The organism is Cryobacterium sp. Hh7 (assembly GCF_004403155.1).
Lineage (GTDB): Bacteria > Actinomycetota > Actinomycetes > Actinomycetales > Microbacteriaceae > Cryobacterium > Cryobacterium levicorallinum.
Genome location: NZ_SOHG01000061.1, coordinates 171,734 through 194,950, shown reverse-complemented (window position 1 = coordinate 194,950; position 23,217 = coordinate 171,734). Strand labels below are relative to the sequence as shown.

The following is a 23,217-nucleotide window of genomic DNA, read 5'->3' as shown; positions in this document are numbered from 1 at the left end:
TTTACGGCCGGTCAGCGCTCATCCTCCTCGAGGGCGTCGACCACGACGTTGCGCATGGTGATGGAGTTCGTGTCGCTGCGCGCGAATAATTCGGCGTGCAGGGTGTGGAGGACGAGCTGATGGCTGAGGCGGTTTAAATAGGGGTCGATGACGTGTGCCCGGGAGAGCGGGCTCGTGACGAGCGCGATGTCGGCGAGTTGAGTGAGCGGAGAACGCCCGAAGCTGGTGACCGCAATAATCGTGGCACCTCCTTCCTTGGCTGCTCGGCAGGCGTGCAGCGTGTGGGTGTTCGCCCCCGAATAACTCACTGTGAGGCAAACGTCACCGGTGCCGAGCGAGGTGGCCGCGAATTGTTGGGCCAGGATATCGCTGGGCGCTTCAACCGACCGGCCCACCGTCGCGAACCGCATGGCTGCATCCTGCAATGGCGGAGCAGAAAACCCCGACCCGACCAGAACGAGCCGATTCGCCGACAGGAGTGCGGTGACGGCCGCCTCTACGCAGACCAGATCGAGGCTCTGGCGACCCAGGCTGATCGCATCCGCTGCATCCGTGAAAATCTGATCGAGCGCGTGGTGATGCGGCGAAACCGCGAGAGGAGCCGATCGGGCCACCTCCAGTCGCAGGTGTTGAAAGCCACGAAATCCCAATGACTGGCAGGCGCGACTGACCGTAGCCGTCGAGGTGCCGGCGGCCTGGGCGAGCTCGGCCGTTGACCATTCGATTACCGTGGCCGGGGCGGCCAATATTGCTTCGGCGACCCGACGCTCGCTGGGCCCGAGCACGAGGAGCGAAGCTCGAAGCCGGGTGAGGACCAGGCTCGTGCCCGTCGGGGGATCAGATATGACGGCACTCATGGCGACCTACTTTCCTCGGCTGTAGTTGCCCAAAGTGTAGCGAGACCCCGTGAACGCGAGATCAATGCGCCAAGCGTGGCCGGACCGGCGACCACGCCCGCGCCTGATCGATAAACTTTGGATATGTCAGACCAGCACTACGAGCAGGATGAAACCCTGCGCCTTCCCACCGTTCAGTTTCGCGTCGTTCTCGATCTGGGCGCCCGGCTCGCTGCAGCGATCACGCTGCCGCCGGAGCTGGCCCATCCCGACCTGTTCGCCGACCGCGACGACGAGGGCGAGGCCCTCAACCTGTCGATCGATTACGACAGCGGTCAACTGCACGTGCTGCTCGATGAAGCCGGCCCCAGCTTTCACTATCACGGCACCGCCGACCCGTACGAGAGCCCGTGGCCGGAGGATCAAACCGCCATTCTGCTCGAATGGGCGCTCATTCTGGTGCAGGAGATCGATGGACGGGGTGAGCTGCTCGACTCGATCTATGAGGCCGCCGAGTGGTTCGAGCAGGGCTTCACGCTCTATGTTCCCGAGACGGACCCGACCCAGCTCGAACTGATCGAGGTCGACATTATCGGTGAGCTGCTGACCCTGCCGTGGCTGGGGTCCGGGCGGGTCGACCACGAACACATCGACGGCGACAACCACCCGATCGCGCTGCTCTGGAACATGAACAACGATGACCCCGACGTGCCGATCGCCCGCGCCTGGCTCGACCCGCAAACCGGGGAGCCCCGCACCGCGGCGGAGCCCGGGGTGGATTGGACCGCCGTCGCGATGAGCGAAGACGAGGTGCTGCAGTGGCTCGTCGGCATCTACACCAACCACCACGTGGCCGCGACGCCCGAAGCGCAGATCATGCGCGCGGCGCTCGAGCGCATGGGAGGCATCAGCTGAGTCAGTTCTATCGCGGCGCGCGGGTCAGCGCGGCGAGCAGACGCTCGAGCGGACCCTGGCCCAGAAGATAGCGCCACAGACTGGCCAGGATGAACGTGAGCAGCAGCATCCAGATCAGCAACGGCCAGCCGGGGTAGTCGACCTCCCGGCCGCCGGCGACCACGATGGCCAGGACCATAATCTGCAGGGTGTAGACGGTCAGCGCCATCGATCCGGTCGCTCCGACCGGCGAGAGGATGCCGCGGAGCATCCGACCCAGCCGGCCACGTTCCACCGCCGTGAGCCAGAGCAGCGCGCCGATCAATGCGATGGCGAGCCCGCCAGAGCCGATCACTTCGGCGATCGATCCGGAGTGCGCCTCGGCGCTGACCCCGGGGAACACGAGGGCCGCGCCGTAACCGGCCACCGCCGCTGACGCGCCGACACCGACGAGGGCGACTTGGGTTTTCGCACGCCGCAGATCGGACCGTGCGACGATCAGTCCGGCCAGGAGAAACGGCATCCAGATCAGCACCGGGTAGGTGCCGTTGAGAAAGAAATAGTCGACGAAATAGGCGAGCGTGGGCTGGTCGACATCCACGTCGGCCTGGGCGGCGCCGAGCATGGGCACCCCCAGCAGAAACGCGACGCCGATCAGGCAGAGCAGCCACCGACGCAGAAACAACAGCGGCAGAAGCAGCAGGAACATCAGGGCGTAGAAGTGCAGAATGATGGCGATGCCGCTGTGCAGGCTGGACAGCACCAGGCCGAGCAGAAACAAAAACAGCGCGCGCACCACGATGCCGACGACGCGATCCGAACGTTGGCCGCGACCGAGCGGATGCGCCGATCCGGTCATGATTCCAAGCGATACCCCGGCCAGGGTCGCGAACAGAATGGAGGAGCGCCCATCGACGAGCAATTCGGCGTCACCCGCGCGCGGAATGGCATGGGCCACGAACATGCCGATGATCGCCAGCCCGCGGGTGATGTCGATGGCAACGACCCGTTCGCCCCGGTCAGGCCTCGTCTGCATGAGAATAGGCTACGGGTTCTTGCGGCATCACGCAGTCGGGTTCGCGCTTTCCGCCAGCGCGCCGGTCAGATCAAGTGCGAGCGTCGTCGTCAGGTGCAGCCGGGCGAGGAACGCGTCGTCGTGGCTGACCACGATGAGCGCTCCCCGGTAGCCGAGCAGGGCGTCGACGAGCTGGTCGACGCTCTACCGGTCGAGATTGTTGCTGGGTTCGTCGGTGCCGACAGGTCGGTCGAGGTCGGCGGCGCTGAATCCGAGGTCCTCAGAGGTGTTGAAGGCACTCGCGCCGGAACCGAAATGGCGAGGGTCAGCGCAGGGACTGCGGCGCGAAAGCGACGAGAATCTTCATTGGTGCAACCTCACGTTGGGAACACGAACGACTCAAGCCTCAGACGCAGCTGTGCGCATACCACGCGTCACCAACCGGCGCTCACATGCGGGAGCGGTAGCCTGAAGTTGTAAGCAACTGGAGGAGTAATTATGCAGGTCATCGTGAATACCGACAGCAATATTGACGGCACCGAGCGGGTTTCTGGCGCGCTCGAAACGATTGTCGAAGAGTCCCTTTCGCGCTACGGCGAACGCCTGACCCGGGTTGAGGTTCACCTCTCCGACGGCAGCGCCGGCCGCAGCAGCGCCGACGACATCAAGTGCACCCTCGAGGCCCGCCCAGCCGGCGGCACGCCCGTCGTCGTCACCGAGAACGCCAACGCCGTGGAGGAAGCCCTGACCGGTGCCCTGCACAAGATGAAGAGCCTGTTGGAGAGCCACTTCGGCAAGCTGGATGCCCGCAAGGGCAACCTCCCGATGGGCGAGGTCGTCTAACTGCGCTGAGCGGATGCCGCGCTGCGGCATCCGCTCAGCTGGTGCTTGAGAAGTTGTCACGTGTTTAAACCGGGGCGAACCTCTCAAACACGTGCCGCGAGCGCCCAGAGGGCTGCGGAGAACCGCAGCCTTGGGATTTTGGGTGTGATCTCGGGTGTAAATGCTGGCGTCGGATTTCAGTGTTTTGCTTGCGATTTGTTCGGCGACGGTGTGAAATGGACTTATGAGCACTACGACTGCACGGCCCGGTCTGCGCGCGTATGAAGATTCTCTTCGCCTGCCGCCGGCGGAGATCGTGGCGGGTCTCCGCGAGACGCTCGGAGCGAAACTGGTCGCCTATCTCGGTGGCGTGCGTGAGACGCGCGCAGTAAGAGAGTGGGCCGAAGGTACACGGACGCCGTCGGCTGAGACTATGCAGCGGCTGCGTACGGCTTTTTATGTGATGGCGTTGCTGCGTGAGCGCGAGGCGGCTTCGACGGTATCGAGCTGGTTTCAAGGCATGAACCCTGAGCTGGGCGATACGGCGCCGGCCCGGGTGCTGCTCGAGCAGGACCTTGCTACCGGGGGCCCTGCAGTTCTGGCTGCCGCTCGTTCGTTTGTGGCGTTTGGGTGATCGTCGGCGTGCCTGAGCTGGAGCTCGTTCTGAGCGTCAACCCAGGGACGGTCTGGCGGGTGGGCTTTCGCCCCGACCCGTGGTCTTGGAGCGATTGGAAGCACGCAACCGACGCCGGCCGTTTCAACGGGCGGTGGGATGACATCAACGGTCAATTCAGGACCGTGTATGCAGGTCAATCGCTCCTCGCCTGTTTAATCGAGGTGTTCGCCAAATACCGTTGTGATCCGCATCTGGGCGTCACCCTCGAAGACATTGTGGAGGACCCAGCCGACGCGATCGAGTTCCCCGCTCGAGCGCCGGCCGCCGTCAGCTACCGCTGGCTGGAGGATCGCTGCGCATCAAGGGCGACACTGCAAGGCACATTCTGTGCGGTCGCTGCCGCTGGCACCATCGCATCGCTCTGGCCACGGTTCATCGACATCGCCCATCGTTACGGAGCCGTCGATTTCGATGCGTCAGCGATGAAAAACTCATTGCCACGAGATCTGACTCGCACAATCGCCAGCTGGCTGTACCAGCAGACCGAGCCCTCGGTCGACGGCATCGAGTTCGCCTCCAGGCACGGCGACGACCTCAAACTCTGGGCAATCTTTGAACGTCCGTCGGCCGAATCAAATTCCTCGCCACTGCTGAGTGCTGTCACCGCGATCGATCTGGCCCCGGAGACTCCCGAGCTCGTTGCGGCCTTCGCGACACTGGGCCTGACTTGGACGAACTGACGGCTCGTTCGTCGGCACTGTGCGAGGCATCCGCGCGCCTAAGCGTTTCGTGGCACGTGTTTGAGAAGTTGTCCCGTGTTCCAACCGAGACGAACCTCTCAAGCACGTGCCGCCCGGGCCCGCGGACCAGGATGTGAAGCTGCCGCGGCACCCTTTCAAACTCGGGGCACCCCGTGGGGGGAGGGCCGCGAGCGTTTAGGAGTGCCGCGAGCTAGCGCGCGATGGCCGGCCGACGCTGGCAACCTCGTGCCAGAAGTTCGTGCAGCCCGGCGCCGATGGTAACGTCGCCTAGGTCTGCCCAGCGATTGGCAGCGGTGCCCCTCTGTTTGCTCCTCTGCTAGGAACTCCCTCATGCCCCAACGCCTGAACTTGTCCAAGAACCTACCGCGCAGCCTGGCCGGGTTGTCGCGCGAGATCCTGCAGGACTTGCAGCAGTTGGCGCGCACGCCCTCCCTCCTCGTGGCATGTAACTACGGTGGCACCCTGTCGTATCACGGCGCGTCGGATGTGCCCTCGAAGCTGCTCGTCGAGTCGGCGCTCGCACTGCGGGCGCTCGCCGCGTTGCCCAACACCCACACGGCCGTGATGAGCGGGCGCACCCTGCGCGACCTCGCCGCTGACTCCCGACTGCCCCGCGAGGTGCACCTGGTCGGCTCGAACGGCGCCGAGTTCGACTCAGAGTTCTTCGACACCGACGACGGTGACGCGACCAGGCAGGATTCCGGCGCGGCCCTCGACCGCTTGCGCTCCCGACTGGGCGTCAGTGCCGCCTTCTTCGCCGGCGACGGTGCGAGCGATGAGATGGCGATGAACACCCTGCACGGCCCCGACCTGGGGATTCGCATCGGCGACGGAGAATCCGTCGCCGCCCACCGGGTCAGTGGTCCGGAAATGCTCGCGCAACTGCTGGCCCTGCTCTTTGAACTGCGCAAGGACTGGCTGTTCGGCCAGCACGTCGTTGCCATCGAACGCCACTCCATGATCGGCGATGGCACGTCGACCGCCCTCGTGACGCCGGAAGCGCGCATCTGCTGGATGACGCATCCGCTGCCCGATTCTGGCTCGCTGTTCGCGAGCATTTTGGGCAGTGAAGAGGCCGGTCACTTCTCGATCGAACCGGTCAAGAAAAGCCGCGTTCTCGGCCAGCGTTATGTGGACAACACCATGATCGTCGAAACCCGCTGGGCCGACGTCACCGTGACCGACTACATCGAGCCCTCACCGCTCGGGATCACCAACCTCGTGCGCAAACTCACCGGTACCGGTCTGGCCCGCATCGTGTTCGCGCCCCGACCCGACTACGCCGTCGCCCACTTCAACATGCACGCGGCCGACGGGGTCGTCACCATCACCGGAACCCCGGACCCCATCGCGCTGTCGGCGCCGGGCGTCGAGTTCGAGGTGACCTCCGACGGCCGCAACGAAACGGCCACGGCCATCGTCGATCTGTCTGCCGGCGCAGTCATGCTCAACCTGCGCTGCGGCGACACCGAGCCCTATATTCCGGATGCTGCCGGCGAAGCAGCCAGACGCGGCGCGGTCATGAATGACTCCCGTGCCTGGGTGAACACACTCACCCTGCCGAGCGTCAAGCCGTCGCTCGTGAGCCGCTCCGCGCTCGTGCTGCGTGCCCTCTGCTACGAACCAACCGGTGCGGTGCTCGCCGCATCGACGACGTCCCTGCCCGAGGGCATCGGCGGAACCCGCAACTGGGACTACCGCTACTGCTGGCTGCGCGACGGATCGATGACGGTCAAGGCGCTCGTCGACCTCGGATCGACCGACGAAGCCGACGGCTTTTTGCACTGGCTGGCCGGAGTCGTGGCGGACAGCCCCGGCGCGCAGTGGCTGCATCCGCTCTATTCGGTCACCGGCTCGTCGCTGTCGACGGAGGCGAGCCTCGAATCACTGCCCGGCTACGCCGGATCTCGCCCGGTGCGCATCGGAAACGCTGCCGACAACCAGGTGCAGATCGACGTGTTCGGACCGGTCGCCGAACTCATCGACACGCTCAGCGCCCGGCAGGGAACGCTCTCGGACTTTCAGTGGCACCTGCTCACTGAGATGGTCGAGGCCGTTACGAGTCGCTGGCAGGAACCCGACCACGGCATCTGGGAGGCCCGGCGCTCGCCGCGGCACCACACTTACACGAAGACGATGTGCTGGGTGACGGTGGATCGTGCCATTCGTACCGCGGAACGGCACGGTCGCGAGGTCGGTGCCGGGTGGCACGAGCTCGCCACCACGATTCGCGACGAAGTTCTGGTTGAGGGCTGGAGCGAGGAAGCCCAGTCCTATACCGTCGCCTACGACAGCCCGGATCTGGACGCCGCCGTGCTGCACATCGGGCTGTCCGGCCTGCTCGACGTCAACGACGAGCGCTTTCAGAAGACGGTCAGCGCCGTCGAGCGCGAGCTGCGCGTTGGTCCAACCGTGTTCCGCTACCGCTATGACGACGGGCTGCCCGGGCTCGAGGGTGGCTTTCACATTTGCACGACCTGGCTGATCGAGGCCTACGTCCTGGCTGGGCGTCTCGACGAGGCCGAGGCGCTGTTCAACCAGCTGGTCATCCTCGTGGGCCCGACCGGGCTGCTGTCGGAGGAATTTGACCCGGCCACCGAGAGACACCTCGGCAATCACCCGCAGGCGTACTCGCACCTCGGCTTCATCCGCTGCGCGCAGCTCCTCGACGAGCACCGCGGGCGGTAGCTTCGGCCGGTTTCCGCGAGTCCGCCGTGAGGACGCGCCCGGGTCTCGGACACGTGTCCGAAAAGTGCTATAGTAGAGGGATGACTTCGTTGACTGACCCCGGCCTCGTGGCCGAGGTGCCGGTCGACGTTATCCCAGAGTTCAAGCTCACGCACGATCCGCGGGCCGAGCGCACCCGAGGGCTCATTCTCACGGCGATCCGTACGCTGATTGCTCAGCCGGCGGCATCCGTTTCAGTGGCAGAAATTGTGCGCCTGGCCGGAATCAGCCGCAGCTCCTTCTACGCGCATTTCGCGAGCCTCGACGTTCTCGCCGCCGAGCTGCTGCAGGCCCAGTTCGCCGACATCGGCTCGGCCGGCCTGGATCTGCGCCCATTAAGAGCGGGCGAGAGCGCTGCCCGATTCGGGTACGGCCGGCTCGTCGCGCATATGGTCGAGAATTTTCCCCTCTACGCGAGCGTGCTCGAGCTGCCGTTGACCCGCAGCGCGCACGACCAGATCATCGAGGCCTACGCCACGCGCATGCTCGAGTCGGTGCTCGTCTTCGACGAGACCGTGAACGCCGAACTGGTGACGACCTATGTGGCTGGCGGTGCGCTCACCCTGATCGGCTCCTGGATGCGCGGCCACCTCGACGTATCCGACGACGAACTTGTCGACCAGCTCGTGGCGCTGCTGCCCGGTTGGCTGCAGGACCCCCAGACCTCAAGCGCAACGCCCTTACGCGTTGCATCACCCACACAACACTGAAGGCGCATTCCATGAAAATTGAAATCGGCGAAACTCTGGTCTACCCGCACCACGGAGCGGTCACCATCACGGCCCTGGCAACCCGCACCATCAAGGGCGTCGAAAAGCAGTTCATGACCCTCAACGTGCACACCAGCGCGCTGACCATTCAGCTGCCGGTCGACAACGTCGAGCTCGTTGGGGTGCGCGACGTCATCGACGCCGCCGGGGTGAGCGCCGTCTACGAAATTCTGCAGAACGCCTTCACCGAGGAGCCGGGCAACTGGTCACGCCGATACAAGGCCAACCAGGAGAAGATGGCCAGCGGCAGTGTCTACCGGGTCAGCGAGGTCGTGCGCGACCTGTGGCGTCGCGACCAGGACAAGGGCGTTTCGGCCGGCGAAAAGCGGATGCTCGAAAAGGCTCGTCAGATCCTCGTTTCCGAGCTCGCTCTGGCCCAGGGCCTGACCGACCAGGAAGCCGGCGACCTGCTGCTCATCGAAATTCAGAACTACGTCGTCAGCGACGAGCCGGTTGAAGTAGCCGTCTAGTCTGCCTGACCGTGCACCCTCGTTCGCCGCGCGAACGAGGGTGCACACCTGTTTGCCCTGGCCTAGCCGGCCCCGGACCAATTAGAGGGCTGGTCAGGGACGCGGAGCGGCGTGCGACTTGCGGATGCGGCGGCCGTCGGTGACGGTTTGCATCTCCTTCAGGGCGGCCTTCTGGCTCTTTTTGGTTCCGCGGGGCGGCAGCTGAATGTTCGCTTCGGCGGCGATGCCTGCCTGTAGCTGGCGGCCGCGTTCGAGTTCGGCGTCGAACTCGGCACCGAACAATAGGGCCAGGTTAGTCAGCCACAGCCAGAGCAGAAAGATCACGATGCCAGCCAGCGAACCGTAGGTTTTGGCGTAATTCGAAAACGTCGTGACGTAGAACCCGAAGCCCAGGGAGGCGACGACGATCGCCACGAGCGCGACCAGCGCTCCGAGGCTGAGCCAGCGAAACTTCGGCTGCCGCACGTTCGGCGTGAAGTAATACAGCACCGCGATGAGCAGTACCACGGCGGCCGCGAGCAACGGCCACTTGGCAATGGACCAGACCAGCTGCACGGTCTGGCCAAGCCCGAGGGCTGCGCCTACGGCATCCGTTATGGGGCCGCTGATCGCCAGGATCAGCACGGAGACGAGCAGCAGGGCAATACCGATGACGGTGACGAGCAGTTGCGTCGGCTTGAGCTTGAAAAACGTGCGGCCCTCGTCGATCTCGTAGATACGGTTCATGGCCCGGCTGAAAGCACCGACATAACCGGATGCCGACCAGATCGCGACCGCGATCCCCGCCACCAGGGCGAACCCGGCCGACGGTGAGGTGCTGAACTGCTCGATCGGCCCGCGAATGACGTCGAGGGCATCGGCCGGGGCGACCGAGGCGAGGATGGTCAGCAGGGTGTCGGCGGATTGTCGTCCCTGGCCGAACACACCGAGCAGCGAAACCAGGGCGATGAGGGCTGGAAACAACGACAGCACGGCGTAGTAGGTGAGCGATGCGGCAATGTCGGTGCACTGGTCCGTGCCGAATTCGCTCAGGGTGCGTTTGGCGATGTACTTCCACGACCGCTTCGATACCTCGGCCGGGGTGTCCGGCTTGCGGTTGTCGTCGGGGGCCGGGGCATCGGCGAGGTCCTGGCTCTGTCCCTTGTCTGCCATGCCGCTACCTGTCATGAACGCCTCCTGCTCGAGTGGAAGGGAGCTGGGGCTCGCGATTCTGTAGGGCGAACGCGACCCCCGGCGGTGGAAATCTACTGCGTCTTCGGCGATCTGGCACCGATTGCTCGGTTCGCCAGGTCTATTGACGCGAATAGACGGATGCTGCGGCTCGTCGAGCCGCAGCATCCGTTCTCGGAATCAGTACAGGTCGCTGTCGCTCTTGTGCTTGGCCGTGTCGACGCCCGTGTCCGTGGCCGTGTCGACGCCCGTGTCCGTGGCCGACTGGGCCTCTTTCTTGACGTCGTCTGCGGCCCCCTGCGCGGCCGACTTGACCTCGTCGACGGCGTCGGTGGCGCGCTCTTTCACCGCAGCGACAGCCTCCTGAGCCGGTTCACGCAGGTTGTCGGCCAGTTGCTTCGCCGCATCCGTTGCCTCTGAGATGAAGGGCGCAGCCGCCTCTTTCAACGAGCCGGCCAGCTGCTTCTCCTGGTCGCTGGCCGGAACCAGGGACGCGGCCAGCCAGCCGACGCCGAAGGCGATGAGTCCGACGGCGAGCGGGTTGCCCTTGGCCGTGTTGGCGGCCTGATGCGGCAGCTCGCCGAGTGTGTCGGTGGCCGACGAGACAGCATCGCCGGTGTGGGACGCCGCACCCATGATGCGCTCCGACACAGAGCCGACTGCGGACTTCACCTTGTCGGTTTGGCGCTGCATGATCTTGGACGGTGTCACCTTGTCGGCCAGTGCGTCGACATCGCCGCCGAGCTCGCGCCGGGTGCGCTCGATGTCGGACCGGATCTGATCGGGGGTGCGGTCGGTATCGGTCATCGGTTTTCCTCATTCCTTTTGAGTGTGTCGGGGATCTTTTTCAAGGAGTCAACGGTGCGCGGCGCACCCTTGACCGTTTTCAGTTCTTTGCGGCCCATGAGGTAGAGCACGAGCCCGATGAGCGCCCAGAGTCCGGCGACGATCAGCCCGGACCAGCCGTTGCCGACCAGATAGCCGAGGCCCCACCAGAGGGCGATCGACAGGAACAGCACGGCCATGATGGCGGCGTAGCCGGCGCCGCCCAGCAGGCCGGCGCCCTTTCCGGCGCGAGTCGCCGATTGGCGGAGTTCGGCCTTGGCCAGTTCCAGCTCCTGGCGCATGAGCGTGGACAGGTCACGGGTGACTTCCCCGAGCAGGTCGCCCAGCGAGGTCTCCGCGGCCTTCTGCTCCGACGGAGTGTGCAGGTCGGTCATCGCTCGCGAACCCTCAGGTCGGGGTCATCGCCGAGCAGGCCGGAGGGCTCGACGACGCTGGCACGGTCGGCGGTGTCGGTGAGCCCGACAATGCCGGCTCCCCGGGCGTGCAGCGGTGCGAGCTCGTCGTCGGTGAGTTCACTCGCCGGGTCGAATCTGGTGCGCGGCGACCGATCGGAACGCGCCGGCTCATTCGCCGAGTCATCGGCCGACTCGGCGGCAACCGAGCGGGTCAGCCGACCGGCGAGGATGCCGGCCGCCGCGGCCAGCGCGATGAACGTGCCGGGCTTGCGCCGGGAATAGGAACGCACTTCCTCGAGCAGTGACCCGGGGTCGCGGTCATCGAGCCAGCTGGCGATGCTGCCAGCGCGCGACGCGGCCTGCCGAACGAGGTCGGTCGCGACTCCGTCCGCGTCGGATGCTGTGGCCATCTGGGTTAATTCGTCGCTGATTGAGCGCAGGCCGTCAGCGACTCGGGCCTGCTGTTCGCCGGCCTGCTCGGTGAGCTGGCTGCGAGCATCCGTCAGCAGGTCTTTCGCCTGACTTCTGGTCTCAGCGGCGACTTTTCCCACTTCATCCTTGGTGACATCGGCGACCTGACTGGCCGCGTGCATGGCGGTATCGCCGACCTTCTCGGCCTGCTCGGCGGCAACGTTCGTCGTGTGGCTTGCGGCGGTCACCGCGGCCCCGTCGTCGAACTCAGAGTCGTCGGCGCCCGAAGCCGGCGAGGTTGCGTACAGGTTGGACATAGTGCTTCCTTTCATGGCGTGATGGTTGACCGAATGGTCAGGGGAGTGCGGGTGCGGCGGGCCGGAGTGCCCGCCGCACCCGCAGTTGGCGCTACTTTTTGAAGACGTCCTTGACGTCCTCGCCGACCTTCTTGGCGCTCGCCGAGGTTTGGTCGGCACGGCCTTCGGCGACCTTGGAATCATCATTGGTCGCCTTTCCGACGGCCTCCGTGGCCTTGCCCTTGAGGTCCTGCGCGGCATTCTTGATCTTGTCTGATGCACTCATCGTGCTCTCTCCTTCGTGTGGTGTTTCTGGGGGGATGTTCGGCGCGGGCGCGTCGAACGTAAGTAGGGGAGCATCCGCTTAGCGGATGCGCGTGCTGCTGCTGGTCCGCACCCGAAAGCCGCCGCTGATCTGCAGCAGGGCGAGGATGCGCAGGCCCAGTAGCTCGTCGAGGGCGCGCAGGGCCTGTTCGACGATGCGCACAACGTCCGTCGGGGACGTTCCGCGACGGCAGGTCACCGAAATCTTGAGTACGGCATCGCGGGTGACCCGGTAGGTCGAGACGCGGGTCGACAGAAATTCGGGATGCTCGCCGAGCGCCTGCTCCAGCAATTGTTCAGCGACAGCGGAATCGACAGGGGTTGCACCCCAATCCGTCGTATTTTTGCTGATCAGCTGGCCGGAATGGCCGCGCCCCTGCCGCAGGATGAAGCTGAGCAGCAAGCCAACGACCGCGAGCAACACAGCGACGGCGACAATCCACAGCCAGCTGTGCGCCGTGCCATCCGGGTCGGTTCCGACGAGAGGCGTGGCCCGGAGCCAGCCCGCGACCGTAGTGCGGGCGGTGTCGGCAACCGGGGCCCAGGCGTCCTGAATCGCCGTTTGCGTGGCGAGCAGGCCGAGCAGTGCGGCCACGGCGAGCAATATCAGGCCGGCCACGAAAGCGACGCTCCGGTTGAGCGCGCGGTTGGTGTTGTTCACGCTCCGACCCTTCCTCCGACGGCCACGACGACGCGGGTCTGCAGCGCCGGTCGCAGCCGTAAACCGTCGAGCTGGTCGCGCACGGCCTGCTGCACCGCGGCACGCTGCACCGGCTGGCCCGAGGTCGGCGTCAGGTGCACCGTGGCGATGCGCCGCGAGACGCTGACCCGGGTATTGTCCGGGTCGATCCCGCCCACGCGAGCGGCGCACCTGGCCACAGCTGATGCGATCACCTCGTCATCGACAACGGTCACCGTGCGTTCCGAGTCGATCAGATGCCGGGCCCGGCGGCCCGGGGCAACCGCAACGACCAGCAGCACGAGACCGAGCAGGGCGCAGCCCGCCGCGATCGTTCCCAGCAGTGGAATCGGCAGGCTCGAAGCGGATGCGACGCCAGCGGCCAGATCGGCCGGCGTCGCGAGCAGGGCCGGCTGGCCGAACAGCAGTAGCACCATTTCGGTACCAAGCCAGCCGCACAACACAATGACTACGGCGGCCACGGTGATGGCCGCAGCCGAACGTGGCGAGTGAATTTCGCGGCGACCGATGCGGGCGCTGCGCGCGGTCGTCGTCCCGGTGGACGGGTCAGTCGCGCCGGGCCGGTCAATCCCACCGTGCATTTCGGTCGCGCTGCTCATCGCACTCGCCGTTCCGGCTGCACATCAATGCCCGTCAGCCGCACGGTGACCCGGCCGATATTGGTGCCGGTCAGTTCACCGACGCGGCGACGAATCTGGATCTGGGCCGTGGCCGCCCGAGCCAAAATGGTGCCGCCCGTGCGCGCGATGACGGCCGGTTCGCGGATGACGCGCGAAAGCGGAACAACGCAAATCGAGGTGCTGATGGTGAGCGCGAGCATGCCGTGGTCGTCGCCGAGTTTGACACCGACCTGGCCTGGTTCCACGCCGAGCGACTCCGCGGTGGCCAGTCCGACGATCCGGCGCAGCGCCTTCGGCACGATTCGGGTGCGCCCGCGGGTCGCGGGCGGCGCGGTTGTCGTGCCCGGCGCATCCGCTGTGGCGGTCGTTTTACCGAGAAACCAGTCGGTCGCCACGCTCACGACGAGGAACGCTTTCCCTGAAACGCTCCGATCAGTGAACCCAGATCGAGGCGGCCGTCAACCACGCGGCCAACGAGCGCGCCGACCAGCATGGCCAGCGCCACGAACAGAAATACCCAGAACCCCAGAATGACCCAGGTCAGCGCTAAAATCGCGCCGACCAGCATGCCGGTACGGGTTGCGCTGGTCACCGCAGTGCAGCTTTGCTCGGCTCGGCCTCGGCGTCGTCGCTGGGCAGATGAATGTCGACGATGGTCACGTTGACCTCGGTGACTTCGAGTCCGACCAGGTCTTCAATGGCCCGAATCACACTCGAGCGGATATCGTCGGCCACCTGCTGCAGCTGCACCGGGTACTCGGCGACGATGGTCACGTCCACGGCGACCTGCGTTTCACCGACCTCGACCGAGATGCCCTGGCTCACATCCGTGTTGTTCATGGCTTCGCGGATGGCGCCGAGCGCCCGGGCCGCGCCGCCGCCGAGGGCGTGCACACCGCTGACCTCGCGGACGGCAATACCGGCGACCTTGGCTACGACACCGTCATTGATCACGGTTTTTCCCGTGCCGGTGAGTGGCTCGCCGGCCAGAGTCGTCCCGACGGGCGGGCGGTTGCCAGACGACCTGGTTGCAGATCCGGTGCCGTTGGTGTCGATGAGGTCCATGGGTAGCTCCTTGAGATCGGGCCATCGGTGCAGGCCGAAAGCGGATTGTTACCTGTATGACGAAACCTGTGGCATATTCGTCACGCGAAGATGAGGAAAATTTCCGAATCGTTTGTACGAGGAGGCGACGTGCCCGGAACAGTGCGTGAGCAGGTCTCCTCGCCATTGGATACGGCAGCCGACCAGATGCTCGCCGACCGCGCCGCCGATGGCGACCTCCGGGCCTTCGAGGTGCTCGTGCGCCGGTACGGACCGCTCATGCGGGTCTACGCCACCCGAGTTCTCGGCTCCAATGACGAGACCGACGACGTGGTGCAGGAATCCTTCATCACCGCCTGGCAGCAACTCGGCCGACTCGAGGATGGCAGCGCCGTCAAGAGCTGGCTTATGCGCATCGTCAGCCGCAAGAGCATCGACCGGCTGCGCGCTCGCCGCCAACACGAGAACATCGACGACACGGATGCCCCGGCGCCGGAAAGCCGCGCCCCGCACGCTCTGGTCGAGGTCGAGTCTCAAGCCGAGGCGCTGGCCCGGGTGCTCGCTGCTCTCCCCGAGGACCAACGGCGCTGCTGGACCCTGCGCGAAATCGCCGAGTACAGCTACGGTGATATTGCCGCCGAGTTGAACCTGCCGACATCGACCGTGCGCGGCTTGCTGGCCCGGGCGCGCAAAACCCTGCTTCGCGAGATGGAGGAATGGCGATGACCGAACTGACGCCGGCAGATCGGCGCTTCGTCGCCTTCGATCTCGACGACACCGATCGCGAACAAGCGAGCCTGAACGGCCACACTATTGAGCAACTCAGCGACTATCTCGACCAGGGTCGGCTACCCGCAGACCCGAGCATCGACAATTCGCCGGACTGCGAAATTGCGCTGCGCGGTCTCGAGCGCCTGCGCCGGGCGCAGCTGTCGCTGCTCGAGCGCGACCTCAAGCGGGAATCCCTCCGCACCGACAGCTGGGTCGCGTTGATCCTTGACAACATCAGCCTGGAGGCGCACGCCGGCCGGGAGATCCCGCTGGCGCACTCGTCACCGACGGCGCGCCTCGTCGTGACCGAGGGTGCCGTTCGGGGCATTCTGCGGGAGACCGGGGACCGACTGGAGAACATTTTGGTCGGTCGCTGCGTGCTCGTCGGAGACGTCAGAGTGCCCGGTGAACCCATTACGATTTCGGTCGACGTGACCGTATTCCGGGGAGAGAATATTCCGGGGGTGGCCGAGCACCTGCGGCAGGCGATGTATGTCGCTTTGGGAAAATACACGGAGCTGGTCGTCGCGGCCATCGATATCACGGTGCGTGACCTCTATACCGCGCCCGATACATCCGCTCACGAACAGGAGCAATGATGTCTGCGGTGCTGCCCTCGACCGACGAACTCGACGGGGTGGTGCGTCGGGTTGCCGGCGTGGACTCGTTGTATCCTGCCGGGCCTCTCCTCGCGACGGTGGTCACGGCCACCGTCGGCGCGCTGACGCATCGCGTGCCCGCAGTCGCGGCGGTGGTCAGGACGCAGGGTGCCGACGGCGTTCGGGTCACGGCCAGGATCGGCATCGCTGCGGACGAGTCGGCTGGCGAAGTGTCGGGGCGCGTGCACGATGCGATCGCCGCGCACCTGCGGCAGTCCGGCGATCCGGCGGTGGCCGAGATCACCGTGGTCGTCGCTCGAATCGGCTGAGTGCCTGGACCGGTGCCGGTGCCCGCGGGCGCCAATCGCGAGGTTCAGCTTCTCGGCAGGGCCGGGTACTGGCGCGCGTAGCTTCGCTATACCCCGAAGGCCATCCGCACGCCGAGGGCGATCATGACCACGGCGATGAACGCGTCGAGTACTCGCCAGGACGAGCGTTTGGCAAACAGGGGCCGCAGCATCCGGGCGCCAAAGCCGAGCGCGAAGAACCAGACGAAGCTTCCCGTGATCGCGCCGACGCCCCACCACCAGCGTTCGTTCGCGCCCTGTTGATTGGCCACCGAGCCGAGAAAAATGAGGGTGTCGAGGTAGACGTGCGGGTTGAGCCAGGTCAGCGCGAGGGTCGTCGCGACGGCGGCCCTGGTGCTCACCTGGGTGGTGGCCGCGGCGACGAGCACGCCGGGGCGAAAAGCGCGCACGGCGGCGAACACGCCGTAGCTCAGCAGAAAGCCGACGCCGAGCACCTGCACGACGACGAGCGCGGCCGGGGCGGCCTGAATGAGCACGCCGATTCCGACGATTCCGGCGAAGATGAGCACGGCGTCGGACAGGGAGCAGATCAGCACGGCCGCGAGTACGGTGCGGTTTTTGCCCGCGATGCCGAGCCGCAGAATATACGCATTCTGGGCGCCGATCGCGATGATCAGGGCGAGTCCGGTGCCGAAGCCGAACAGGGCGGGCAGGAGCGTATCGGCGAGGTTCATTTCCTGCTCAGTTTAGGGCGCACTATTCGGGGGCGACACCGTTGTAGAAGTGCTCGAACACCATGCTCGTGCGGGTTGACGCCACGGCCGGATTGGCGGAGAGATGCTCGAGCACGAAATCGCGGACATCGTCGGTGTCGCGGGCCGCCAGATGAATAATGAAGTCCTCGGAGCCCCCGAGAAAGAACAGCTGGACGACCCGGGGCATCACCCGGATCGAGTCGCGAAATGCCGGAATGTGCGTGCGGGCCCCGGCGCGAATGCTGACGCTGATCAGCGCCTGCAGGCCGAGGCCGATCGCCTTGGGATCGACCATGGCCGTGAAATCGGTGACGATTCCGCGGCTGACCAGTGAGCGCACCCGGGAAACACAGGTGGACTCGGCGATTCCGGCCGCCGCAGCCAGACGGCTGTTGGTGGTGCGGGAATCCGCCTGCAGCGCCGCGACCAGAATGCGATCGACCTCGTCAAGGGGTTCGAGCGATCGAATCCTCTTCGCTTCGGCCATGTCACTTCTCCTCGTCACCGCATAATTCGTGAAATATTCTTTAAGTCTGGCAGATTCCACGGATTTTACCTAGCGGAAACGAATCAATAGCAGTCTTACTCCTATCAAAGCCGATGCATTCGGCACTGGCGACTGCGAAACGGAGCCCCTATGTTGGTCGGCATTCCCACCGAGATTAAGAACAATGAGAACCGCGTCGCGATCACGCCGGCCGGTGTGAATGAGCTCACCCGTCGCGGTCACGAAGTCATTATCGAACAGGGCGCGGGGCTCGGCTCTGGCATCACCGATGACGCTTTTCGCCTCGCCGGGGCATCCATCGTCGCCACAGCCGCCGAAGTCTGGGCGGCTGCCGAATTGCTGCTCAAGGTCAAGGAGCCCATCGCGAGCGAATACCCGCTGATGCGCCAGGGGCAGGTGCTGTTCACCTATCTGCACCTGGCGGCATCCGCTGCCTGCACCGAAGCACTGATCGAGTCGGGCACCACCGCGATCGCCTACGAGACCGTGCAGCTGAGCGACCGCACGCTGCCGCTGCTCTCGCCGATGAGCGAGGTGGCCGGCCGGCTCTCGGTGCAGGTTGGCGCGTACCACCTGCTGAGCGCCAACGGCGGCAGCGGGATTCTGCTCGGCGGCGTTCCTGGAACCCCCAAGGCCAAGGTCGTCGTGATCGGCGGCGGCGTTGCCGGCGAGCATGCCGCGGCCAACGCCCTCGGTATGGGCGCCGACGTGACCATCATCGACCTGTCTCTGGCCCGCCTGCGCCAGCTCGAGGCGCGGTTCAACGGCGAAATTCAGACGCGTGCGTCGACCCAGTACGAGATCGCCGAGCAGGTTCGGGAAGCCGACCTCGTGATCGGCTCCGTGCTGATTCCGGGAGCGCAGGCACCCAAACTCGTCACCGACGCCATGGTCGCGTCGATGAAGCCGGGTTCCGTATTGGTGGATATCGCGATCGATCAGGGCGGCTGCTTCGAGGGCTCGCACGCCACGACGCACGACAACCCCACCTTCGCCGTGCACGACAGCGTCTACTACTGCGTCGCCAACATGCCCGGCGCCGTTCCGGCCACCTCGACCCGTGCGCTGACCAACGCGACCCTGCCCTACGTGATCGCGCTGGCCCAGAAGGGCTGGAAGAAGGCCATTGCCGAAGACGCCGCCCTCGCCCAGGGCCTCAATGTGCACAACGGGCGCATCACCAACGCGCACGTCGCTGCGGCGTTTCAGGCCGAGCTGCTGAGCGTCGCCGACGCGATCGCCTGAGCGGTCGCGGGCTGGTCAGTACACTAAGAGGTGTGACACACGGTAAGGACTCCCAACCGCGAATCAAGGGACCTGGCGGAATGACGGCCTGGCTCAACGGTCGTCTGTTTCCCATTCTGGGACCGCCGCCGGTCGGATTGAACGGGTCGGATCTGTTGCCTGCCGCTCCCGCGCCGGTTCGGGGCTGCCCGGTCTGCGCCCAGCCGATGGATCAGCACGAGATCGATCGAACCGGCGAGCGTACCCAGCTGCACTGCCCCGTCGTCGTACCCTGAACTGCAGCACTAGGCTGGTCGGCAATCAGGGGAGATCAATGACGGTGGATCAGGCTGGGCTCGACCTCTCCATCGCAGCGCTGGCACGGGGGAGCGCGGGGTGGGCGGCGACCACCTTAGCGGCGCGAGCCGATCTGCTGGCGAGTGTCGCAGCATCCGTCGGCGCCGAAGCCGAGCGCTGGGTGCTCGCTGCCGCGCACGCCAAGGGGCTCGACCAGGCGTCGCCGCTGATCGGGGAGGAATGGCTGACCGGGCCGTACGGCGTGCTTACGTCACTGACCGCGCTGCAGCACACACTTCGGGTCCTCGACGCGGGACACAGCCCGCTCGCCGGCCGGCGGCGGGGGCGGGCGCCGGGCGGTCGGGTCACGGTTTCCGTGCTTCCACACAACGCCTGGGACGGGCTCCTGCTGCACGGATTCACCGCCCAAGCCTGGCTGCGACCGGGCGTCACAGCGGCGCAGGCCCGATCCCGGGCCGGACTGGGGCAGCACGTTTCCGGCAGGGCACCCAGTGAGGGCTCTGGGCCCGGGCCCGACCGTGGAATAGGCCTCGTGCTCGGCGCCGGAAACATCAGTTCGATCGCGCCGCTCGACGTGCTCTACGAACTCGTGGCACATAATCGGGTCTCCATCCTCAAGCTCAACCCCACCTTCGACGGCTTGCTGCCGGTCTATCGCGCGGCGCTCGCCCCACTCATCGAGGCCGGCCTGCTTTGCATCGTCACCGGCGGCGCCGATGTGGGCGACTATCTCGCGCACCACGCCGGCATCGGCCACGTACACATTACCGGCAGCGCGGCCACCCACGACGCCATCGTGTTCGCCGGCTCGAAAACGGATGCCCCGCGCCTCACCAAACCGATCACCAGCGAACTCGGCGGTGTCTCACCGATCATCGTGCTGCCGGGCCGGTGGAGCACCCGCGACCTGCGCTATCAGGCCGAACACGTCGCCACCATGCGGCTGCACAACGGCGGCTACAACTGCATAGCCGGACAGGTACTCGTACTCAGCGCCACCTGGCCGCAGAAGCGCGCGTTTCTGGACGCGGTCGCGGCGGCCCTCGCGTCCGCACCGGCTCGGCCAGCCTGGTACCCCGGCAGTGATGAGCGGATGCGCGCGGCCCGCGCCGCCTACCCGGCCGCGCGTTCGATTCCCGGCGGGCGCCTGCTCGTGGCAGCCGGGGCGAGTCGTGAAGCGCCGCAAACGGGCGGTGTGGACTCGCCCGAGGCGGGGGCATCCGCTGTGCCGGAAGATATGCTCAGAACGGAATACTTCGCGCCGGTGCTCGGCGTCATCGAACTTCCCGGCACCGGCCTGGCGTTTCTCGACGCAGCCGTCGAGACGGTAAACCGCGACTTTCTCGGCACGCTCGGCGCGAATATTCTCGGAGTGCCGAGCACGATCCGCCGGCTCGGTGCCGGGTTCGAGCAGGCAGTGGCGCGCCTGCGCTATGGAACCATCGCGATCAACGCCTGGACCGGCGTCGGGTTTCTCTCAGCGGCGGCGCCGTGGGGCGCGTTCCCGGGGCACACCCTCAGCGACGTGCAGAGCGGCATCGGCGTGGTGCACAACGCCCTGCTGCTCGACGACGTCGAGCGCACCGTCGTGCGGGGGCCCTTTCGGCCGTTTCCACGCTCGATCGTGCATGGGGAGTGGGCGCTGCTGCCGAAGCCTCCGTGGTTCGTCTCGGCCCGAAGTGGCGCCCTGACCGCTCGCCTGCTGACCGAATTCGCCGCGCGTCCCTCAGTGCGCAGGCTGCCGGGCATCCTTGCCGCCGCCTTTCGCGCCTGACCCGACTCCTTCGGCCACTTCGTGACTGCAGCCCGGGTGCTTGGCGCGCATAACTCCCGCAATTTGGAATCGGTGAATAAAAGTTGGGCGTATTTTCGGGCTTTGGAGGAATTGCTGACACAGATTGCAGGGGTTACGCGCGGACGGTTCCGGAGAGATGCCGGGCACCTCGCCGGGACGGGTCAGGAGAGCGGGTGCAATAGTGTGGCAGCACACCCAACAATGCGAGGTTCACGATGACTGGCTGGCGACTGCGCGATTTTCACTCCGACGATCTGGACGGCATTCTGCGCCTGTGGGACGAGATCAAGGCCGCCGACACCGAGCCGGTTTACGGCCTGTCGGAGGTGCTCACCTCCTGCCAGAAGGACCATGCCATCGTGGCCCTGCACGGAGATGAGGTGATCGGTGCCGCCGTCGGCCGCGCCGCGCACGCTCAGGGCTGGATCGTCTTTCTGGCGACCGCGGAAAAGTGGCAGAGTCAGGGCATCGGTACGGCAATGCTCGCCGCGCTCGAGGCCCGCATGGCCCCGCACGGCATGACCAAGCTGTCGGCGCTCATGCCCGAATCCGAGACCAAGGTCGACGCTTTTATCAACCGCGGCTTCGAGGTCAAGAAGAACCTGCGCTACTTCGAACGGCACATTCCCGTGCAGCGCGAGGAACTCAAGCTGCTCGGCGAACTCGGCGGCCGGGTGCTGCCGCGCGACCTCTGGCAGAAGGTCGGCGGCATGGCGCGCGAGAAGGAATTGCTCGAACGCCGCCTGGTTATGCCCCTGGCCAAGCCGGAACTGGCCGAGCAGTACGGTGTTTCTCCGCCCAAGGCGGTCGTTCTGTTCGGCCCTCCCGGCACGGGAAAGACCACCTTCGCCAAGGCGATCGCTTCTCGCCTGGAATGGTCATTCATCGAGGTATTCCCGTCGCGCCTGGCTGCCGACCCGCAAGGTCTGGCCGGGGCGCTGCGCGAAACCTTCCTCAAGATTTCCGAATTGGAACACGCGGTGGTGTTCATTGACGAGGTCGAGGAGATCGCGTCCCAGCGATCGGGCGAACCGCCGTCGGCGATGCAGGGCGTGACCAACGAACTGCTCAAGATCATCCCGGCGTTCCGTGACCAGCCCGGGCGCCTGCTGGTCTGTGCGACCAACTTCATTCGCGCGCTCGACTCCGCCTTTCTCCGCCACGGCCGCTTCGACTACGTCGTGCCGATCGGGCTGCCGGATGTTGCCGCTCGCCAGGCCATCTGGGAGCGGTACATTCCGCAAGGCGTGACGGACGAGGTCGACCTCGCGGTGCTGGTCGAAAAGAGCGAGGGATTCTCGCCCGCTGACGTTGAGTATGCCGCGCATCGGGCGTCCCAGCATGCCCTGGAAAAGGCGTTGTACTCGGCCGACGATGGTCCGGTCATCAATGGTCCGAGCACCGCGGACTACGTCAGGGCCATCTCGGAAACTCGCATGACCGTCTCCGCCGAGGTCGCCGCCGAGTTCCTCGAAGACATCGAGCGTCTTGCCCGGCTCTAGCCGAGCGGACACCCGGAACCATTGAACGCGGGCCCGGTTTTTAGACTGGGCCCGTGTTCGGGGATGGGCCGGGGGCGGAGTCCGAGCCCTGGACGGCTGCGAAACGAGGCGTTCAGCGTGCCCGGCGGTGGTAAACCAGAGCGGCGACGAGCGCTTGCCAGATGGCGAAAAACTCGACGACGAGTGACAGCAGACCGAGCGGTTCCAGCCAGTTTCCGATGTCGCCCATGGCCATCGGCATGCCGACGGTGCGATTGATGACGAAGCCGACGATGACGGCCGCAGACAGCGCAGCAGCGCCGAGGAAGTCGATTCTCGATCCGACGACGAGAACGCGTTCGATCAATACGGCCACAGCGATGATGATGCCGATGTACGCGAAGGCCAGATAGGGAGTCTCGGCGAATTTGCTGGGGAGGTCGAGGATGTGAATCGCCCCGATGACGGCGAGCGACAATGCAACGGTGATGCGGCGTGTGAGCAGGTGCTGGTCGATGAGGCGCGCGGCCGTGCTGCCCGGATGTGCAGCAGGGGGCTGCATCGGTTCGTCAGGCGATCGCGTGGCGGTCGTAGTCATATATACCTCTCCATGGGGTGTTTCCCCGCATGAATAGTGACAGGCAGGTGACGCGCACGGGCGATTCATCGGCAGTGCACAGCACACTCCGTGTTCGCTGCCAGCCACGTTCCTGAGATCTTCAGAGCAGGGAGCCGATCGGG

Annotated in this window: 29 protein-coding genes; 14 read left to right on the top strand and 15 right to left on the bottom strand. The window is 65.8% G+C overall.

Annotated features, from left to right (window positions below; translation table 11 throughout):
* Window positions 1–11: 11 nt before the first annotated feature.
* Entirely contained in the window at window positions 12–857 is an 846-nt protein-coding gene (locus E3T43_RS16510; RefSeq protein WP_134473193.1) for a MurR/RpiR family transcriptional regulator, read from the bottom strand.
* Window positions 858–980: 123 nt separating this feature from the next.
* Between E3T43_RS16510 and E3T43_RS16505 the strand changes: the two genes are divergently transcribed.
* On the top strand, window positions 981–1,751 hold the full coding sequence (locus E3T43_RS16505; RefSeq protein ID WP_134473192.1) for a hypothetical protein: 771 nt from the start codon (window positions 981–983) through the stop codon (window positions 1,749–1,751).
* A 7-nt stretch (window positions 1,752–1,758) separates the two neighbouring features.
* On the opposite strand, the gene E3T43_RS16500 is transcribed toward E3T43_RS16505, so the two are convergent.
* Window positions 1,759–2,766, bottom strand: coding sequence for an acyltransferase family protein (locus E3T43_RS16500; protein ID WP_134442867.1), 1,008 nt, complete (start codon window positions 2,764–2,766; stop codon window positions 1,759–1,761).
* A gap of 477 nt (window positions 2,767–3,243) precedes the next feature.
* On the opposite strand from E3T43_RS16500, the gene E3T43_RS16490 reads away from it, so the two are divergent.
* From E3T43_RS16490 to E3T43_RS16465, 6 genes are all read left to right on the top strand, one after another.
* Complete coding sequence (locus E3T43_RS16490) at window positions 3,244–3,588, top strand: HPF/RaiA family ribosome-associated protein (protein WP_104132281.1); 345 nt, start codon at window positions 3,244–3,246, stop codon at window positions 3,586–3,588.
* A 223-nt stretch (window positions 3,589–3,811) separates the two neighbouring features.
* Window positions 3,812–4,201, top strand: coding sequence for a hypothetical protein (locus E3T43_RS16485; RefSeq protein WP_104132280.1), 390 nt, complete (start codon window positions 3,812–3,814; stop codon window positions 4,199–4,201).
* Entirely contained in the window at window positions 4,198–4,923 is a 726-nt protein-coding gene (locus E3T43_RS16480; protein ID WP_134442865.1) for an RES domain-containing protein, read from the top strand. The genes E3T43_RS16485 and E3T43_RS16480 overlap by 4 nt, the downstream gene beginning before the upstream one ends.
* Before the next feature lie 351 nt (window positions 4,924–5,274).
* Window positions 5,275–7,632 carry a trehalase-like domain-containing protein gene (locus E3T43_RS16475; RefSeq protein WP_134473191.1) on the top strand — a complete coding sequence of 786 codons (2,358 nt, stop codon included), beginning with the start codon at window positions 5,275–5,277 and terminating at the stop codon, window positions 7,630–7,632.
* An 80-nt stretch (window positions 7,633–7,712) separates the two neighbouring features.
* Window positions 7,713–8,381, top strand: a complete 669-nt coding sequence (locus E3T43_RS16470; RefSeq protein WP_134442863.1) for a TetR/AcrR family transcriptional regulator — start codon at window positions 7,713–7,715, stop codon at window positions 8,379–8,381.
* An 11-nt stretch (window positions 8,382–8,392) separates the two neighbouring features.
* Complete coding sequence (locus E3T43_RS16465) at window positions 8,393–8,911, top strand: CarD family transcriptional regulator (RefSeq protein WP_092107039.1); 519 nt, start codon at window positions 8,393–8,395, stop codon at window positions 8,909–8,911.
* Window positions 8,912–9,004: 93 nt separating this feature from the next.
* Here the strand turns inward: E3T43_RS16465 and E3T43_RS16460 are convergent, their stop codons facing one another.
* The 10 genes from E3T43_RS16460 to E3T43_RS16415 form a co-directional block, all read right to left on the bottom strand.
* Window positions 9,005–10,078, bottom strand: a complete 1,074-nt coding sequence (locus tag E3T43_RS16460; RefSeq protein WP_370449997.1) for a YihY/virulence factor BrkB family protein — start codon at window positions 10,076–10,078, stop codon at window positions 9,005–9,007.
* Window positions 10,079–10,261: 183 nt separating this feature from the next.
* The gene (locus tag E3T43_RS16455) at window positions 10,262–10,888 is read right to left on the bottom strand and encodes a DUF3618 domain-containing protein (protein ID WP_134473190.1); all 627 of its coding nucleotides are present in this window, start codon (window positions 10,886–10,888) and stop codon (window positions 10,262–10,264) included.
* The gene (locus E3T43_RS16450) at window positions 10,885–11,301 is read right to left on the bottom strand and encodes a phage holin family protein (RefSeq protein WP_134473189.1); all 417 of its coding nucleotides are present in this window, start codon (window positions 11,299–11,301) and stop codon (window positions 10,885–10,887) included. The genes E3T43_RS16455 and E3T43_RS16450 overlap by 4 nt, the downstream gene beginning before the upstream one ends.
* On the bottom strand, window positions 11,298–12,050 hold the full coding sequence (locus E3T43_RS16445) for a hypothetical protein (RefSeq protein ID WP_134473188.1): 753 nt from the start codon (window positions 12,048–12,050) through the stop codon (window positions 11,298–11,300). The genes E3T43_RS16450 and E3T43_RS16445 overlap by 4 nt, the downstream gene beginning before the upstream one ends.
* 91 nt (window positions 12,051–12,141) lie before the next feature.
* A complete protein-coding gene (locus tag E3T43_RS16440; RefSeq protein ID WP_134442859.1) occupies window positions 12,142–12,315 on the bottom strand; it encodes a CsbD family protein in 174 nt (57 codons plus the stop codon).
* A 78-nt stretch (window positions 12,316–12,393) separates the two neighbouring features.
* Complete coding sequence (locus E3T43_RS16435) at window positions 12,394–13,014, bottom strand: hypothetical protein (RefSeq protein WP_134473187.1); 621 nt, start codon at window positions 13,012–13,014, stop codon at window positions 12,394–12,396.
* Window positions 13,011–13,652, bottom strand: coding sequence for a DUF6286 domain-containing protein (locus tag E3T43_RS16430; RefSeq protein ID WP_134473186.1), 642 nt, complete (start codon window positions 13,650–13,652; stop codon window positions 13,011–13,013). The genes E3T43_RS16435 and E3T43_RS16430 overlap by 4 nt, the downstream gene beginning before the upstream one ends.
* A complete protein-coding gene (locus tag E3T43_RS16425; protein WP_134473185.1) occupies window positions 13,649–14,074 on the bottom strand; it encodes a hypothetical protein in 426 nt (141 codons plus the stop codon). Before E3T43_RS16425 ends, E3T43_RS16430 begins: the two co-directional genes overlap by 4 nt.
* The gene (locus E3T43_RS16420; RefSeq protein WP_347232619.1) at window positions 14,071–14,265 is read right to left on the bottom strand and encodes a DUF2273 domain-containing protein; all 195 of its coding nucleotides are present in this window, start codon (window positions 14,263–14,265) and stop codon (window positions 14,071–14,073) included. Before E3T43_RS16420 ends, E3T43_RS16425 begins: the two co-directional genes overlap by 4 nt.
* Window positions 14,262–14,738, bottom strand: coding sequence for an Asp23/Gls24 family envelope stress response protein (locus tag E3T43_RS16415; RefSeq protein WP_134473184.1), 477 nt, complete (start codon window positions 14,736–14,738; stop codon window positions 14,262–14,264). Before E3T43_RS16415 ends, E3T43_RS16420 begins: the two co-directional genes overlap by 4 nt.
* Window positions 14,739–14,924: 186 nt before the next feature.
* Here E3T43_RS16415 and E3T43_RS16410 point away from each other — a divergent pair, with 186 nt between their 5' ends.
* Genes E3T43_RS16410 through E3T43_RS16400 form a run of 3 tightly spaced genes read left to right on the top strand, consistent with a single transcriptional unit; the run spans window position 14,925 to window position 16,416 of the window.
* A complete protein-coding gene (locus tag E3T43_RS16410) occupies window positions 14,925–15,443 on the top strand; it encodes an RNA polymerase sigma factor (protein WP_241979048.1) in 519 nt (172 codons plus the stop codon).
* Complete coding sequence (locus E3T43_RS16405) at window positions 15,440–16,087, top strand: hypothetical protein (protein ID WP_134473183.1); 648 nt, start codon at window positions 15,440–15,442, stop codon at window positions 16,085–16,087. The genes E3T43_RS16410 and E3T43_RS16405 overlap by 4 nt, the downstream gene beginning before the upstream one ends.
* Complete coding sequence (locus E3T43_RS16400; protein WP_134473182.1) at window positions 16,084–16,416, top strand: hypothetical protein; 333 nt, start codon at window positions 16,084–16,086, stop codon at window positions 16,414–16,416. The genes E3T43_RS16405 and E3T43_RS16400 overlap by 4 nt, the downstream gene beginning before the upstream one ends.
* An 86-nt stretch (window positions 16,417–16,502) precedes the next feature.
* Here E3T43_RS16400 and E3T43_RS16395 read toward each other — a convergent pair whose 3' ends face one another.
* Entirely contained in the window at window positions 16,503–17,129 is a 627-nt protein-coding gene (locus E3T43_RS16395; protein ID WP_134442851.1) for a LysE/ArgO family amino acid transporter, read from the bottom strand.
* Between the two features lie 22 nt (window positions 17,130–17,151).
* Window positions 17,152–17,637: an Lrp/AsnC family transcriptional regulator gene (locus E3T43_RS16390; RefSeq protein WP_092452027.1), complete on the bottom strand. Its 486-nt coding sequence runs from the start codon at window positions 17,635–17,637 to the stop codon at window positions 17,152–17,154.
* A 150-nt stretch (window positions 17,638–17,787) separates the two neighbouring features.
* Between E3T43_RS16390 and ald the strand changes: the two genes are divergently transcribed.
* The 4 genes from ald to E3T43_RS16370 all read left to right on the top strand — a co-directional run bounded on the left by ald (window position 17,788) and on the right by E3T43_RS16370 (window position 22,497).
* Window positions 17,788–18,903, top strand: coding sequence for an alanine dehydrogenase (gene ald, locus E3T43_RS16385; protein WP_134473181.1), 1,116 nt, complete (start codon window positions 17,788–17,790; stop codon window positions 18,901–18,903).
* A gap of 32 nt (window positions 18,904–18,935) precedes the next feature.
* Entirely contained in the window at window positions 18,936–19,178 is a 243-nt protein-coding gene (locus tag E3T43_RS16380) for a hypothetical protein (protein ID WP_134442849.1), read from the top strand.
* Window positions 19,179–19,216: 38 nt separating this feature from the next.
* Window positions 19,217–20,974 (top strand): aldehyde dehydrogenase family protein, encoded by a 1,758-nt coding sequence (locus tag E3T43_RS16375; RefSeq protein WP_134473180.1) that lies wholly within the window; start codon window positions 19,217–19,219, stop codon window positions 20,972–20,974.
* 236 nt (window positions 20,975–21,210) lie between these two features.
* Window positions 21,211–22,497, top strand: a complete 1,287-nt coding sequence (locus E3T43_RS16370; protein ID WP_134442847.1) for an ATP-binding protein — start codon at window positions 21,211–21,213, stop codon at window positions 22,495–22,497.
* Between the two features lie 112 nt (window positions 22,498–22,609).
* Here E3T43_RS16370 and E3T43_RS16365 read toward each other — a convergent pair whose 3' ends face one another.
* Window positions 22,610–23,074, bottom strand: coding sequence for a hypothetical protein (locus tag E3T43_RS16365; protein WP_134473179.1), 465 nt, complete (start codon window positions 23,072–23,074; stop codon window positions 22,610–22,612).
* Window positions 23,075–23,217 lie beyond the last annotated feature (143 nt).

Coding starts and splice junctions, on each gene's coding strand:
- E3T43_RS16510 (WP_134473193.1), bottom strand. CDS start 857: ATGAGTGCCGTCATATCTGATCCCCCGACGGGCACGAGCCTGGTCCTC.
- E3T43_RS16505 (WP_134473192.1), top strand. CDS start 981: ATGTCAGACCAGCACTACGAGCAGGATGAAACCCTGCGCCTTCCCACC.
- E3T43_RS16500 (WP_134442867.1), bottom strand. CDS start 2,766: ATGCAGACGAGGCCTGACCGGGGCGAACGGGTCGTTGCCATCGACATC.
- E3T43_RS16490 (WP_104132281.1), top strand. CDS start 3,244: ATGCAGGTCATCGTGAATACCGACAGCAATATTGACGGCACCGAGCGG.
- E3T43_RS16485 (WP_104132280.1), top strand. CDS start 3,812: ATGAGCACTACGACTGCACGGCCCGGTCTGCGCGCGTATGAAGATTCT.
- E3T43_RS16475 (WP_134473191.1), top strand. CDS start 5,275: ATGCCCCAACGCCTGAACTTGTCCAAGAACCTACCGCGCAGCCTGGCC.
- E3T43_RS16470 (WP_134442863.1), top strand. CDS start 7,713: ATGACTTCGTTGACTGACCCCGGCCTCGTGGCCGAGGTGCCGGTCGAC.
- E3T43_RS16465 (WP_092107039.1), top strand. CDS start 8,393: ATGAAAATTGAAATCGGCGAAACTCTGGTCTACCCGCACCACGGAGCG.
- E3T43_RS16460 (WP_370449997.1), bottom strand. CDS start 10,078: ATGACAGGTAGCGGCATGGCAGACAAGGGACAGAGCCAGGACCTCGCC.
- E3T43_RS16455 (WP_134473190.1), bottom strand. CDS start 10,888: ATGACCGATACCGACCGCACCCCCGATCAGATCCGGTCCGACATCGAG.
- E3T43_RS16450 (WP_134473189.1), bottom strand. CDS start 11,301: ATGACCGACCTGCACACTCCGTCGGAGCAGAAGGCCGCGGAGACCTCG.
- E3T43_RS16445 (WP_134473188.1), bottom strand. CDS start 12,050: ATGTCCAACCTGTACGCAACCTCGCCGGCTTCGGGCGCCGACGACTCT.
- E3T43_RS16440 (WP_134442859.1), bottom strand. CDS start 12,315: ATGAGTGCATCAGACAAGATCAAGAATGCCGCGCAGGACCTCAAGGGC.
- E3T43_RS16430 (WP_134473186.1), bottom strand. CDS start 13,652: ATGAGCAGCGCGACCGAAATGCACGGTGGGATTGACCGGCCCGGCGCG.
- E3T43_RS16415 (WP_134473184.1), bottom strand. CDS start 14,738: ATGGACCTCATCGACACCAACGGCACCGGATCTGCAACCAGGTCGTCT.
- E3T43_RS16410 (WP_241979048.1), top strand. CDS start 14,925: ATGCTCGCCGACCGCGCCGCCGATGGCGACCTCCGGGCCTTCGAGGTG.
- E3T43_RS16405 (WP_134473183.1), top strand. CDS start 15,440: ATGACCGAACTGACGCCGGCAGATCGGCGCTTCGTCGCCTTCGATCTC.
- E3T43_RS16400 (WP_134473182.1), top strand. CDS start 16,084: ATGATGTCTGCGGTGCTGCCCTCGACCGACGAACTCGACGGGGTGGTG.
- E3T43_RS16395 (WP_134442851.1), bottom strand. CDS start 17,129: ATGAACCTCGCCGATACGCTCCTGCCCGCCCTGTTCGGCTTCGGCACC.
- E3T43_RS16390 (WP_092452027.1), bottom strand. CDS start 17,637: ATGGCCGAAGCGAAGAGGATTCGATCGCTCGAACCCCTTGACGAGGTC.
- ald (WP_134473181.1), top strand. CDS start 17,788: ATGTTGGTCGGCATTCCCACCGAGATTAAGAACAATGAGAACCGCGTC.
- E3T43_RS16375 (WP_134473180.1), top strand. CDS start 19,217: ATGACGGTGGATCAGGCTGGGCTCGACCTCTCCATCGCAGCGCTGGCA.
- E3T43_RS16370 (WP_134442847.1), top strand. CDS start 21,211: ATGACTGGCTGGCGACTGCGCGATTTTCACTCCGACGATCTGGACGGC.
- E3T43_RS16365 (WP_134473179.1), bottom strand. CDS start 23,074: ATGACTACGACCGCCACGCGATCGCCTGACGAACCGATGCAGCCCCCT.